This window comes from Pseudooceanicola profundi (assembly GCF_050897955.1).
Taxonomy (GTDB): Bacteria; Pseudomonadota; Alphaproteobacteria; order Rhodobacterales; family Rhodobacteraceae; genus Pseudooceanicola.
On record NZ_JBPAXZ010000001.1, the window covers coordinates 1532769 to 1545288 of the forward strand.

9 protein-coding genes and 1 tRNA gene are annotated in these 12520 nt (G+C 63.8%); 2 read left to right on the plus strand and 8 right to left on the minus strand.

The features are described 5' to 3' along the window. Positions 1–198: 198 nt before the first annotated feature. The 4 genes from ACRARG_RS07685 to ACRARG_RS07700 all read right to left on the minus strand — a co-directional run bounded on the left by ACRARG_RS07685 (position 199) and on the right by ACRARG_RS07700 (position 4074). Complete coding sequence (locus ACRARG_RS07685; RefSeq protein ID WP_432689403.1) at positions 199–1614, minus strand: amidohydrolase; 1416 nt, start codon at positions 1612–1614, stop codon at positions 199–201. A gap of 170 nt (positions 1615–1784) precedes the next feature. Continuing rightward, positions 1785–2762 (minus strand): glutathione S-transferase family protein, encoded by a 978-nt coding sequence (locus tag ACRARG_RS07690; protein WP_432689404.1) that lies wholly within the window; start codon positions 2760–2762, stop codon positions 1785–1787. Between the two features lie 10 nt (positions 2763–2772). Beyond that, entirely contained in the window at positions 2773–3597 is an 825-nt protein-coding gene (ygiD, locus tag ACRARG_RS07695) for a 4,5-DOPA-extradiol-dioxygenase (protein ID WP_432689405.1), read from the minus strand. Positions 3598–3651: 54 nt separating this feature from the next. Further along, positions 3652–4074, minus strand: a complete 423-nt coding sequence (locus ACRARG_RS07700) for a DoxX family protein (RefSeq protein ID WP_432689406.1) — start codon at positions 4072–4074, stop codon at positions 3652–3654. Positions 4075–4215: 141 nt separating this feature from the next. Between ACRARG_RS07700 and ACRARG_RS07705 the strand changes: the two genes are divergently transcribed. Next, the gene (locus ACRARG_RS07705) at positions 4216–5112 is read left to right on the plus strand and encodes a LysR family transcriptional regulator (RefSeq protein ID WP_432689407.1); all 897 of its coding nucleotides are present in this window, start codon (positions 4216–4218) and stop codon (positions 5110–5112) included. A 3-nt stretch (positions 5113–5115) separates the two neighbouring features. Here the strand turns inward: ACRARG_RS07705 and putA are convergent, their stop codons facing one another. Then, a complete protein-coding gene (putA, locus tag ACRARG_RS07710) occupies positions 5116–8535 on the minus strand; it encodes a bifunctional proline dehydrogenase/L-glutamate gamma-semialdehyde dehydrogenase PutA (protein ID WP_432689408.1) in 3420 nt (1139 codons plus the stop codon). A gap of 119 nt (positions 8536–8654) precedes the next feature. Between putA and ACRARG_RS07715 the strand changes: the two genes are divergently transcribed. Then, complete coding sequence (locus ACRARG_RS07715) at positions 8655–9134, plus strand: Lrp/AsnC ligand binding domain-containing protein (RefSeq protein WP_432689409.1); 480 nt, start codon at positions 8655–8657, stop codon at positions 9132–9134. Positions 9135–9430: 296 nt separating this feature from the next. Here ACRARG_RS07715 and ACRARG_RS07720 read toward each other — a convergent pair. From ACRARG_RS07720 to ACRARG_RS07730, 3 genes are all read right to left on the minus strand, one after another. Next, positions 9431–9520, minus strand: a tRNA-Ser gene (locus tag ACRARG_RS07720). Between the two features lie 425 nt (positions 9521–9945). Beyond that, on the minus strand, positions 9946–10983 hold the full coding sequence (locus ACRARG_RS07725; protein WP_432689410.1) for a LacI family DNA-binding transcriptional regulator: 1038 nt from the start codon (positions 10981–10983) through the stop codon (positions 9946–9948). Between the two features lie 39 nt (positions 10984–11022). Beyond that, complete coding sequence (locus ACRARG_RS07730; protein WP_432689411.1) at positions 11023–12516, minus strand: tripartite tricarboxylate transporter permease; 1494 nt, start codon at positions 12514–12516, stop codon at positions 11023–11025. Between the last annotated feature and the right edge of the window lie 4 nt (positions 12517–12520).

Consider the following 12520-nt stretch of genomic DNA (forward strand, 5'->3'; position numbering starts at 1 on the left):
CGCCTTCAACACTGACCAGACACCCGATCAGGGCCGCATTGGCGCGACGCGGACCGACCCGAAGCCCAGAAATGACATCGCGACGAAGGGCGCAACGCGCACCAGTCGGCAGGACAGCGCACACCTGTCCCGTGGCAGCGGGCGCGTGGTAATGCGACAGTGCGCTCCAGGGCAGCTGGGCGTCGGTTCCGGGTCAGATCAGGCCATTTCGGCAACCGGCGGAACGGCGTTGGCGGGCAGTGGCGAGACATAGCCCGAGGGGCCAACGCGACGCGCGAGATCCTCTTTGGCGCGCGCGATCAGCTCCGGATCACGGATCGCATCCGCCCCGGTCGCCGCCATGACGCATGCCGCATGGACCATGCCGCGGATCGCGGGCTGGCCTTTGCCCTGCGCGACGGCCTGCCAGCTGTGCAGCTGCGTGCCGATCGCGTGGTTGGCGCCCCACATCTGGACCGTTGGCACAACCCAGCTGACATCCGCCACATCGGTTGATCCGCCCATTTCCATCACCGGCGCCTCGCGCGGGATGACAAAATCGGCCAGCGGAATGCGATGCTCTTCTGTGAGTCCGGCCGAGCGATAGGCCGCCAGGATATCGTCTTCGCTGAGCGTCGCCTGAAAGCGCGCGGCATAGGCGCGGTCCATCTCGGTAAAGGGAACCGGGCCAAGACGGTGCAGATGATCCTGCATCAGATCGCCCAGCGGCGCATTGAAAACGAGGTTCGACACGGCAGCCAGCACCTTGTCGGACACCGAGGTTTCCGTCATCAGCGCCGCGCCTGCCGCCACTTTGCGTACCCGGTCCAACAGCGCCAGCATCTCCGGCGCGGTGGCAGCCCGGACAACATAGCGGACCTTGGTATGAGACTGCACCACGTTGGGAGAAATCCCGCCGCCGTCGATCATGGCATAATGAATCCGTGCCTCATCGGGCATATGCTCCCGCATATAGTTGATGCCGACGCTCATCAGCTCTGCCGCGTCCAGCGCGCTGCGCCCCAGATGCGGCGCGGCGGCGGCATGGGAGGCCTTGCCTTCAAATGTAAAATCGACGCGGGCATTGGACAGGGAACTGCCTTTGAACAGCCCCGGGATACTGCCCGGGTGCCAGGAGATCGCGATATCGACATCGTCGAACGCGCCATCCCGGACCATGAACGCCTTGGCCGCGCCGCCTTCCTCCGCCGGACAACCGTAGTATCGGACGCGCCCCGGCGTTCCAGTCGCCTCCAGCCAGTTTTTGACCGCCGTCGCCGCCATCATCGCGGCAGACCCCAGCAAATTGTGCCCGCAGCCATGCCCGTTTGCGCCCGGCTCCAGTGGCACCTTCTCGGCCAGGTCCGCCTGCTGGCTCAGCCCCGCGAGCGCATCGAACTCCCCCAGAAAGGCGATGACGTGACCGCCCTCTCCGGCCTCGCCCATGACAGCGGTTTCGATACCGGCCAGATTTTCCTGCACCCGGAACCCATGGTGCTGCAGCTCTTCGATATGAGCAGCGACAGAGCGCTTTTCGCCATAGCAGGTTTCGGGCGTGGCCCAGACCCTGTCGCTGAGAGCCCGGAACCGGTCCTGTACAGCCTCGACATGGGCCCAAAGCGGATGCGCATTCATAGGAAGTCTTTCTTTCGGATGAGGAGTGTGTGGCGCGGCGACAGGGCGCCCCGGCCGCCATCGCTGCGCCATCACAGTACGAAGCCCGTCCGGAATTGGCAATCCGCCGCGCCCGGCCCGCGGCATGACGTCACCCGCAAATTCACGGCGCAGCGCTGCCCCCTGCGGGCTTACAGACCAGCCGCACCGGCGCGATCCAGCAGGGCCGCGATATGTGCCGGCCCGGTCGGACGGATCCGCGTCGGGTTCAGCGCCTTGATCGAATAATAGCCGCGCGTGATGTGATCCATGTTCACCGTCTCTGCCACGCCGGGCAGGGTGAGGATCCGCTCCATATAGGCCGAGAGGCGCGGATAATCCGCGATCTGACGCCGGTTCGTCTTGAAGAGCCCATGATAGGCCGCGTCGAACCGGATCAGCGTGACGAAAAGCCGGATATCAGCCTCCGTGATCGTCACACCAAAGAGGTAATCGCCGGTCAGCCGCGCCTCCAGATCGTCGAGCGTCGCGAAAACACCATCCACCGCCTCGTCATAGGCTCCTTGCGAGCTGGCAAAGCCCGCCTTGTAGACCCCGTTGTTGAGCCGGTCGTAGACGGTGGCATTCAGCGCATCGATCTCTGCCGCGTAAGCCTCCGGATAGAGCCGCAGGTCGGAGGGCACGATCCCCTCGAACGCCGTGTCGAACATGCGCAGGATATCGGCGCTTTCATTGTTCACCATGACATTCTGCTTCATGTCCCAGAGCACCGGAACCGTCGCCCGCCCCGTGAAGGTCGGATCGGCCCGGGTATAGAGCTCGTGCATATAGCGCGCGCCAAACAGCGGATCCTCATCCGCGCCCCTGTAGCCGCCGAATTCCCAGCCCTGATCGGTCAGCGCGGGCGCGACGACCGTCAGCGGGATGATCCCGTCCAGCCCCTTCAGCTTGCGCCCCATCAGCGCCCGCGACGCCCAGGGACAGATCAGCGCAACATAGAGGCGGTAGCGCCCCGCCTCTGCCTTGAAACCGCCCTCGCCCGTCGGCCCGGCAGAGCCATCGGGCGTGATCCAGTTGCGAAAGCTCGACACCTGGCGCACGAACCGCCCCTTCTCGTCCGCCTTCTGCACCGGCTGCCAGTTTTCCTGCCACACACCATCCACAAGCATAATCTTCTCCTCAGGCTGCGTGAAAGACGTAGGACCGCATGGAGACGGAGCCAAGGTCGATTGTATCGGTCATGAAGGTCAGATCGTCCCGCGCATCAGACGCCCCCGCGATGGTCAGCGCCGGCAGGTAATGATCGACCGACGGATGCGCCATGCGCAGCAGGTTGCCCAGCTTGCCCCGGTCGGCCAGCGCGTTGAAATCGCGCGCTTCCATCCGGTCGGCAAAGAGATTGTCGAACTCCAGTGCGAAATCCTGCGGCTTGCCGCCGAACCGCATGGCGCGCAGGTTATGCACCACGTTGCCGGAGCCCAGGATCAGCACGCCACGGTCACGCAGCTCGGACAGCGTCTTGCCGATTTCCAGCTGGTAGTCGAGGTCCCGCGACATATCGATGGAGACCTGGAAGACAGGCACATCCGCCTCGGGATAAAGGAACTTCAGCACCGACCAGGCGCCGTGATCGAGGCCCCAGGTCTCGTCTTCTTCGGCATGGTGCGAGGCCAGCAGCGACACGACCTCCTTGGCCAGCGCAGGATCGCCCTTGGCCGGGTATTTCTGCGCAAAGAGCTCATCCGGGAAGCCGTAGAAATCATGGATCGTTCGCGGCATGCGGGAGATATCGACCAGCGTCGTCCCCTTCGTCATCCAGTGGGCGGAGACGACAAGGATCGCCGAGGGGCGCGGCAGGCTCTGGCCCAGCTTCGTCCAGGCGCGGCTGTATGCCGTGTCCTCGATCGCGTTCATCGGGCTGCCATGGCCCAGAAAGACCAGCGGCATGCGGTCCGAAGGCGCCAGCCGGGTCTTCAGCTCGTTCAGAGAGGTTACGGTACTCATGTCAGACCTCCTTCGGGTCTTGTTGGGGCCGCCGCGGCGGACGGCCCCGGAATGTCAGGCAAACTGCCCCAGCGTCTTTTGCAGCGCGGGAATTTTCACGGCATAGGCACCGCTGCCAAGCAGCACTAGCGTGGCCTGAACCACCGTCCAGAACAACGGATATTCCCAGCCGCCGCCCTCACCGGAGAAAGACCAGCCATTGGCCGAATGCGCCCAGGTCGCGCCCAGCAGCACCGGGATCAGCGCCAGCGACACCAGCCGCGTGGCCACACCGGCGATCAGGGCGATGCCGCCCAGAACTTCGGCAAGGATCGTCAGATAGGCGAGGAACCCGGGCAGGCCGAGGCTCTGGAAAAAGCCCACCGTGCCCGGAATGGTGAAGACGGTGATCTTCATCATCCCATGCGCGAGGAACAGGATACCGGTGGAGACGCGCAGCGCCGTGGCGGCATAGTCGGAATTGGAATAGGTCGTCATTGTACTGTCCTTTGGTCTGGCCGCGAGCGATTGGGGATCGTCCGGCGCGTGTTGGATGCGACGAAGATGAACCTTGATGCCGTTCAACAAAATAGCGATGATATAGAATGACCATCCACAAATCGTTCCGAATTTCATCCCATGGATATCATTGACGAATTGAAGGCTTTCGTGGCCACGGCCCAGACCGGATCTTTTACCGCCGCCGCGGATCAGCTGGGCGTCTCGAACCGGCTGACCTCCAAATACGTGGCAGAGCTGGAGGCGCGGCTGGGCGCGCGCCTGTTCCAGCGCACCACCCGAAAGGTTGGCCTGACACCTGCGGGCGAAGACCTGCTGGCCCGCGCGCCTGCCCTGCTGGATGAGTTTGACGAGATGCTGGCGGAGGTGACCGAAGGCTCCAAGGGCTTCTCCGGTGTCATCCGCATCTCCGCCCCGATGACCTTTGGCGAGATCTATGTGGCCACCCTGCTGGGCCGGTTTGCGGCCGACAATCCCGACCTGACCTTCGACCTGCGCCTGACCGACCGCTACGTGGACCTCGCCAGCGACGGCATCGACCTGGCCTTCCGGATCGGCCAGACCGATATGCTCTCGCTCAAGGCGCGCAAGCTGGGGCGGCTCAGCACGATGATCGTGGCCAGCCCCGACTATATCGCCCGGCACGGCGCCCCGACGGTGCCGGAGGATCTGACGCGGCACGCCTGTATCGTCGACACCAACCGCCGCATCCCGCGCCGATGGGTCTTCACCCGGGACGGCGAAGAACATGTCGTGCGCGTCGAAGGCCGGTTCCTCGCCAATTCCGCCCGCGCCTCGGCAGAGCTGGCAATGGCCGGCCACGGCATCGCCTTTGCCCCGCGCTTTGCCATCTGCGACGACCTGCGCGCCGGGCGGCTCGTGCGGTTGATGGAGGATTACGAGGGCGAAGGCGGGCCGGTCAGCATCGTCTATCTCGAAGGGCGCGCCCTGCCCCGCAAGCTGCGCGCCCTGATCGACTTTGCGGTCGCGGACATGGCCCGCGCCGATATCCTGTAAGGCTTACCCCGCACCGCCCGCCAGCAGCGTCGCATTGCCGCCCGCTGCCGTGGTGTCGATGCAGACATGCCGCTCCATCACCGCATGGGCGGTATCGGGACGGTCGCAGATCAGCGGCACGATGGGCCCGGCACGTCGGGCCAGTGCTTTGGACAGGTCGCGGCCCCTGTCCGCCGCCCCCCACCAGATCACCCCGCCGATCGCATCGGCCTGTTCCAGCGCTTCAGGCTCCAGCCCCTCTGCCGCGACGGCCACGCCGCCCATGGCCTCGATGGCCTGCACCTGCGCCGCAGCGACCTCCGCCCCCGGCCCGAGGCAGAGCACCGGCGGACGCGCAAAGGTCATCAGCCGGTTCACTTCACCGGTCGGCCCGGGCAGATCCGTGGCCGTCACCGGCGCCGAGGTCAGGGAAACCCCGGACATAAGCGCGGTGAGGTCCGGGGCGGATACGCTCGCCCCCACGGCCTGCTCCGCCCGAACCACGCGGAAACGCGGCACATAGTTCGGACCGCCCGCCTTTGGCCCGGTGCCCGACAGCCCCTCGCCGCCGAAGGGTTGAGACCCGACAATCGCACCGATCTGGTTGCGGTTCACATAGACATTCCCGGCATGGACAGAGGCCGCGACCTCCTCCACCCGCCGGTCAATCCGCGTGTGCAATCCGAAGGTCAGCCCGTAGCCCGTGGCGTTCACTTCGCGGACCACCTCAGGGATCGTCCCGGCCTTATAGGTGGCGATATGCAGCACCGGCCCGAATATCTCTTCCTTCAGATCCGCAATGCCCGACACCCGGATCAGCGCAGGCCCCACAAAATGCCCGCCCGAGGGCGCGGCGATCTGGTGGATCAGCTGACCCGACGCCTGCGCGGCCGCCACATGCGCGTCGATCTTCGCCTTGGCTTCTGCCGTGATGACAGGACCGACATCGGTGGTCAGCAGCGCCGGATCGCCCAGCCGCAGCTCGTTCATCGCGCCGATGATCATGCCCTCGATCCGGTCTGCCACATGCTCCTGCACATAGAGGCACCTGAGCGCCGAACAGCGCTGGCCCGCCGACTGGAAGGCGGAGATCACGATATCCCGCACCGCCTGTTCGGGCAGGGCCGTGCTGTCGACGATCATCGCGTTCAGCCCGCCGGTCTCCGCAATCAGCGGGGTGCCGGGGGCCAGGGACTCAGCCATCGACGCCTGAATGCGCCGGGCCGTCGCGGTGGAGCCTGTGAAGGCCACGCCGCCGATCCGCGGGTCAGAGGTCAGCTGAGCCCCGATCTCCGACCCCGCGCCCGGCAGAAGCTGCAGCGCCGAGGCAGGCACACCCGCCTGCAACAGCCGCGCAACACCCCAGGCGGCAATGGCCGGCGTCGATTCCGCCGGTTTCGCCAGCACACCATTGCCGGCAGCCAGCGCGGCCGCGATCTGACCGGTGAAAATGGCCAATGGGAAGTTCCATGGGGAAATGCAGGTGAACAGCCCGCGCGCCTCGCCGTCGAGCGCCTCCGCCTGACCGGCATAATAGCGCAGAAAGTCCACCGCCTCCCGCAGTTCCGCCACGCCGTCGCGCAGGGTTTTGCCAGCCTCGGCCGTCAGCAGGCCAAAGATCTCCTGATGATCCTGTTCGTACAGATCGGCCGCCGCACGCAGCACCCGCGCACGTTCTGCTGGGGCTACATCCCAGGGCCGCGCAGCGTCGAGCGCCTGCGCGACATCCTCTGCCGTGGCCTCTGCCACCTGTCCGATGACGGCGCCCGTCGCCGGGTTCGTGACGGGCCGCGCCACAGGGGTGGAGATGTCGCCCCGCGTGATCGGCGCGACGTCCACGGCCCAAGATTTCTGTTCCGACAGTTCTTTCAGTAGTATCTGGTCAGACAGATCAAACCCCTTGGAATTGACCCGCCCCGCCCCGAACATCGCCGCCGGTGGCACAACCTCCGGCTCATCCGGGGACACGGGCGTGGAAAGTTCCGCAAAGGGACAGGCGGTCACATCCTCCGCCGGAACGGAGGTATCGGCAATCTGGTTCACGAAAGACGAATTCGCGCCGTTTTCCAGCAGCCGCCGCACCAGATAGGCCAGCAGATCGCGATGTGCCCCCACCGGCGCGTAAATCCGGCAACGCGTACCATGGTCACGCCGCACCTTGTCATGCAGCACCTCGCCCATCCCGTGCAGGCGTTGGAATTCATACTGGTCGGTCGACAGCCCCTCCATCGCCGCCATCTTCAGGATGGCAGAAACCGTATGCGCATTATGCGTCGCAAACTGCGGATAGAGCCGGTCCGCCATCCGCATCAGCCGCCGCGCATTGCCAATATAGCTGACATCCGAGGCCGCCTTGCGGGTGAAGACCGGGAAATCCTCCAACCCCTCCGTCTGCGCCTTCTTGATCTCGCCGTCCCAATAGGCGCCCTTGACCAGACGCACCATGATCCGGCGCCCGCTGCGCCCGGCCATTTCGTAGATACTATCGATCACATGACCTGCCCGCCGCCCATAGGCTTGCACGACCACGCCGAACCCCTGCCAGTCGCCCAACTCCGGATCCTCAAGAACCTTCTCGATTACCTCCAGCGACAGCGCCAGCCGCTCGCTTTCCTCCGCATCGATATTCAACCCCATACCCGCCTTCGCGGCCTGACGGCAAAGACGCGACAGCGAGGCCACCAGCTCCGCCATGACCCGGTCCTTCTGGGCAACCTCATAACGCGGATGCAGCGCCGACAGCTTGACGGAGATCCCAGGGTTACGGCCGATATCGCCATGTGTGCAGGCCGCCGCGATGGCCGTGATCGCGCGGGAATAGGCGGAGGCATAGAGCTCCGCATCCTCCGCCGTCATCGCGGCCTCACCCAGCATGTCGTAGGAATAGGTGTAACCGCGCGCCTCCTGCCGGGCGGCACGGCGCATCGCGCCCGCAATCGTCTCGCCCAGCACATACTGGCGGCCCATTTCCCGCATCGCCTGCACCACCGCGCGGCGGATCACCGGCTCACTGACCCGCTTCAGCACACCGCGCACCGTCAGGTCATCCTTCGGCGCCAGCAGCGACCGCGTCAGCTGCAGCCCGCGGGTCGAGACATTGACCAGCGACGACGAGGAATGACCAGCATGTTTGCCCCAGTCGGCAGGGGTAATTTTGTCCTCGATCAGCGCCTCCATCGTGCCAAGGTCCGGCACGCGCAACAGCGCCTCTGCCAGCCGCATCAGCGCCAGACCCTCCTCGGTCGAGAGCCCGTATTCGACAAGGAATGCCTCGGTAATGCCGGTCTTGGCCTCCTTCCGGATCGCGCGGACCATGCCGGCGGCATTGGCGGAAATCTCCGCCCGGGCCGCGTCATCCAGCCCGGCCTGCGCGGTCAGCTCTGCCAGCAGCTGGGCTTCATTGCGGAATTTATCGCGGTCCCACCGCAGGTCGAAATCGATCATGTCGCGCCTCAGGAAAACAGATAGTGCGATGATACAGGCTTCAAGAAAGCCGTTTTCCCTGTATTCTCCAAATTGAAGGTCAAATCGGACGAATTTTAACACTTTTATAGGCGAAAGATATGAACGAAGCGAAGATCGCGGCCGATCTGGACCGCATAGACCGGGATATCCTCCGCATTCTGAACGCAGATGCCCGCATCTCCATGACCGATCTCGCCGCGCGCGTGGGCCTCTCCAAGACCCCGGTCGCCGCTCGGGTCAAACGGCTGGAAGCGGAGGGCGTGATCCTCGGCTATTCCGCCCAGCTTTCCGCCCGGCGGCTGGGAGTGGATCACGTGGCCTTCGTCGAAGTACGCCTGACCGATACCCGGGAAAAGGCGCTGACGGCCTTCAACCACGCCGTCCGTGACGTGCCGGAGATCGAGGAATGTCACATGATCGCCGGCGGCTTTGACTACCTGATGAAGGTCCGGACCCGTGACATCACCGAATACCGCCGCATTCTCGGCCAGACGATCTCTGCCCTGCCGCATGTCGCGGCGACCTCTACCTATGTCAGCATGGAAAGCGTGAAGGATCAGGGCGTGGCGGCGGTGTGACCCACCTCAGAGCGCCCGTCCCTCCGCATTGCAGGTCAGCCCCAGCCGCCCGAGATCGGCGCACCCGTCATCAGAATTCTTCGGAGATCCGTCGATCACCCGTCAGGTGCTCCTCGATCTTCACCCAACTCAGTCGGGTTGGGTCCGTCTTGGAAGCACTCTGCGCCTGAAACAGGATGATCGGGCGAATGTACTCACCGGTCTCGGCCCCTTGGGGCCAGATGTTGATGGACCTAAGGCATAACTGTGGAAACCTTGTGGTTTAGGCTTCCCAAACCCCTAAAAACACGGGTTTCTGGCGGAGACGAAGGGATTCGAACCCTCGAGACGGTTTCCCGCCTACTCCCTTAGCAGGGGAGCGCCTTCGACCACTCGGCCACGTCTCCGTCGATCCGTCTAACGTTGCAAACAAGGCTGAACAAGAGGCTTTTTCAGCCAATTCGGCGCTTCCACCCAAAAACAGACCACCCTGAGACCGCGCGCGACGCAAAACTGTCTGCCCGCAATGCTCCAAATCATGGGATTTCTGGAGCCGCGCGCTGGCCGGCGAATAGTGGCAAGTCCCGAGCAACCATGCATGGCGGCCTGCCATGCAACAGATCTCGTCCCGCCGGCGGGGTCAGACCGGCCCGCAACAACGGGGCTCTCCTTATCTGCCGGGAATTTAACGGCAGTCCCGGCCCCGATTCAGGACAGCCGGGCCCGTCGCGTTTCGGGCCCTGAGCGACGCGGCATCACGCAGGGAGGATGCCAACCCTGACAGAACACCGGCGGTCGACTGTGCCCGAAACCGAGCCATGTCGCAGACCGGTCAGGCGGACCGGCGCCGGATAATCTCGAACCCGAGGTCGATCGCATCGACCCGGTGCCCGCCCCCGTTTATCCGGGCCAGAATGGCATCGGCCGCCGAACGTCCGAATGCTTCACGATCAACCTTGATGGTGGTGATCGACGGCTCGGTATCTGCCGCAAACTCCTGATCGCCGAACCCGATAACCGCTATGTCTTCAGGAATGCGCAACCCGCGCGCCTTGGCTTCGACAATCACACCATGGGCAAGAATGTCCGAACTGCAGGACACCACGCCCGTGCGGAACCCCATCTCGTCAAGAAGGGAGGACAGACCCTCGCGGCCCCGCGCCAGCGTCGCGCCGGCCTCGAAATTCAACTCGCAGACGGTCGTCCCGGTTTTCTCTTCGAACCGCGTGCGAAACGCGTCTTTCCTGCGGCGTGCCCGTTCGTCCCCGGCCGCAATCACGGCAGCTTGCCCATACCCCTGAGCGACCGCGAAATCGGCTGCCGCAAAGCCCGTCTCGGCATGGCGGAAGCCGACGCAGATATCGATCGGAGTTTCGGTAAAATCCCAGACCTCGACAACCGGCAGGCCCGAGGCCAGCAGCATCCTGCGGGCCTGGGCCGAATGATGAATCCCGGTCAGCAGGATGGCATCCGGGCGGCGCGACAGATGGGCCGCGATGGCCTGTTCTTCATCCTCAGGGTCGAACCCGGTTTCCGACAGTAGGATCTGATAACCGGCGTCGCGCATCCGCAGACTGAACGACCGGATCATCGACGAATAAACGATATTGGTGATCGATGGCACCAGAGCGGTGATCAGCTTGCTCTTGTTCGACGCCAGCGCCCCGGCGATCGCGTTCGGGACAAAGCCTGTCGCCTCGATCGCCTCATGGATTTTCTGCAATGTCTTGGCCGACACTTTCGACGGATCGCTCAGCGCGCGCGACACCGTGACCTGCGACACGCCCGCAATCCTGCCAACGGTCTCCATCGTCACTGCCCGCTGGCGCCTGTCGCCGCTGTCCGGCCTGGGATCCGTTTCTCCGTCCATAAGCGGCATAGTTCTGGCCCGATCCTCCGATTACAAGTGTCAGCTCGCCGCAGGTTCGCGTTTCGCACGTCGCGACAGGATGACGGACCCGGCGACCGACCCGATAATGAGCAACCACAGAAGCACGGCGATCCAGCTTTTGGTGAAAAAGATCGTCACATCGCCAAAACTTTCGAGACTTTTGACGAAATAGACCTCGGCCGAGGGCCCAAGGATGAAACCGATGATAAAGGGCGCGATCTCCAGCCGCAGCTTGACGGCCAGCCAGCCGAATAGCCCAAAAATCAATAGCGTCCAGACATCGAACATGATGCCGTAGTTGATCGTATAGGCCCCGATCACGCACATCATCAGGATCACCGGAAACAGGATGTGCTTGGGAATGGTCACGACCAGCGCAAAATAACGGATCGCCACATACATCATCACCAGCATGGCCACATTGGCGATCAGCATGGCGATGATCATGGCGTCCCATGTCGTCGGATTATTACCGATGAACAGCGGCCCGACCTGAATCCCCTGCAGGGTAAAGGCCCCGATCAGCAGCGCCGTGGTGGAATCGCCAGGGATGCCAAGAGACAGCAGCGGCACCAGCGCCCCGCCGGTCAGACCGTTATTTCCCGATTCCGAGGCGATGATCCCGGCCGGCTCCCCCTTGCCGAAGGTTTCGGGATGTTTCGAGAATGTCTTGGCATTGGTGTAGGAGATGATCGAGGCGGCGGACCCTCCGACGCCGGGCAGGATACCGACGAAGGTGCCGATCAGCGACGACCGGGTCAGGTTGATCCCCTGCCCCCTGAACACCGAAAAGGAAAAACCGGAGGACTTCCCGACCTCGATATCCTTGATGGAATGCCCCTTGGGCACGCCGATCTCGGCCTGCTCCAATATTGCAGCCAGCCCGAAAAGCCCGATCAGAACCGGCAGAAGGGAAAACCCGCTTTCCAGCCAGTACTCCGTTCCCGGAGGCACCAGCCGCAGCTTGCCGTTCCCGCCGTTCGAGATGTCGTAAGTTCCGATCAGCGCGACAAAGATGCCCAGCACGCCCGAAAAAATACCCAGCAGCATATCCGAGGACAAAGCGGCCATCACGGTGAGTGCGAAAAAGATGATCAGGAATTTCTCGACATAGGAGAATTTGATCGCGAAATCCGCCAGCGTCGGCGCAAAAAGATCAAGTACGATCAGGCTGATGATACCGCCCACAAAGGAAGAGATGATGCCGATCCTCAGCGCCTTCTCCCCTTCCCCTCTGCGGGCCATGGGATAGCCGTCAAAGGTTGTCGTGATGGACGAAGGCGTGCCCGGTATCCCCAGCAGGATCGCCGGAACAAGTCCGCCCGAGATGCCGCCGACATAGAGGCCAAGCAGCAGCCCCAGCCCGTTTTCCAGGCCAAGCGAATAGGTCAGCGGCAGACAGACGGCCACGGCCATCGTGGCTGTCATACCGGGAATGGCGCCGAAAATGATGCCGACCAGCGTGCCGCCGATGACCAGCGACAGGAACATAGGGGTGATGATCTCGAACATCGCG

Excerpts from the sequence above, each read along its gene's own strand:
- ACRARG_RS07715 (WP_432689409.1), top strand. The coding sequence starts at position 8,655 with ATGAACGAAGCGAAGATCGCGGCCGATCTGGACCGCATAGACCGGGAT.
- ygiD (WP_432689405.1), bottom strand. The coding sequence starts at position 3,597 with ATGAGTACCGTAACCTCTCTGAACGAGCTGAAGACCCGGCTGGCGCCT.
- ACRARG_RS07690 (WP_432689404.1), bottom strand. The coding sequence starts at position 2,762 with ATGCTTGTGGATGGTGTGTGGCAGGAAAACTGGCAGCCGGTGCAGAAG.
- ACRARG_RS07730 (WP_432689411.1), bottom strand. The coding sequence starts at position 12,516 with ATGTTCGAGATCATCACCCCTATGTTCCTGTCGCTGGTCATCGGCGGC.
- putA (WP_432689408.1), bottom strand. The coding sequence starts at position 8,535 with ATGATCGATTTCGACCTGCGGTGGGACCGCGATAAATTCCGCAATGAA.
- ACRARG_RS07685 (WP_432689403.1), bottom strand. The coding sequence starts at position 1,614 with ATGAATGCGCATCCGCTTTGGGCCCATGTCGAGGCTGTACAGGACCGG.
- ACRARG_RS07700 (WP_432689406.1), bottom strand. The coding sequence starts at position 4,074 with ATGACGACCTATTCCAATTCCGACTATGCCGCCACGGCGCTGCGCGTC.
- ACRARG_RS07705 (WP_432689407.1), top strand. The coding sequence starts at position 4,216 with ATGGATATCATTGACGAATTGAAGGCTTTCGTGGCCACGGCCCAGACC.
- ACRARG_RS07725 (WP_432689410.1), bottom strand. The coding sequence starts at position 10,983 with ATGGACGGAGAAACGGATCCCAGGCCGGACAGCGGCGACAGGCGCCAG.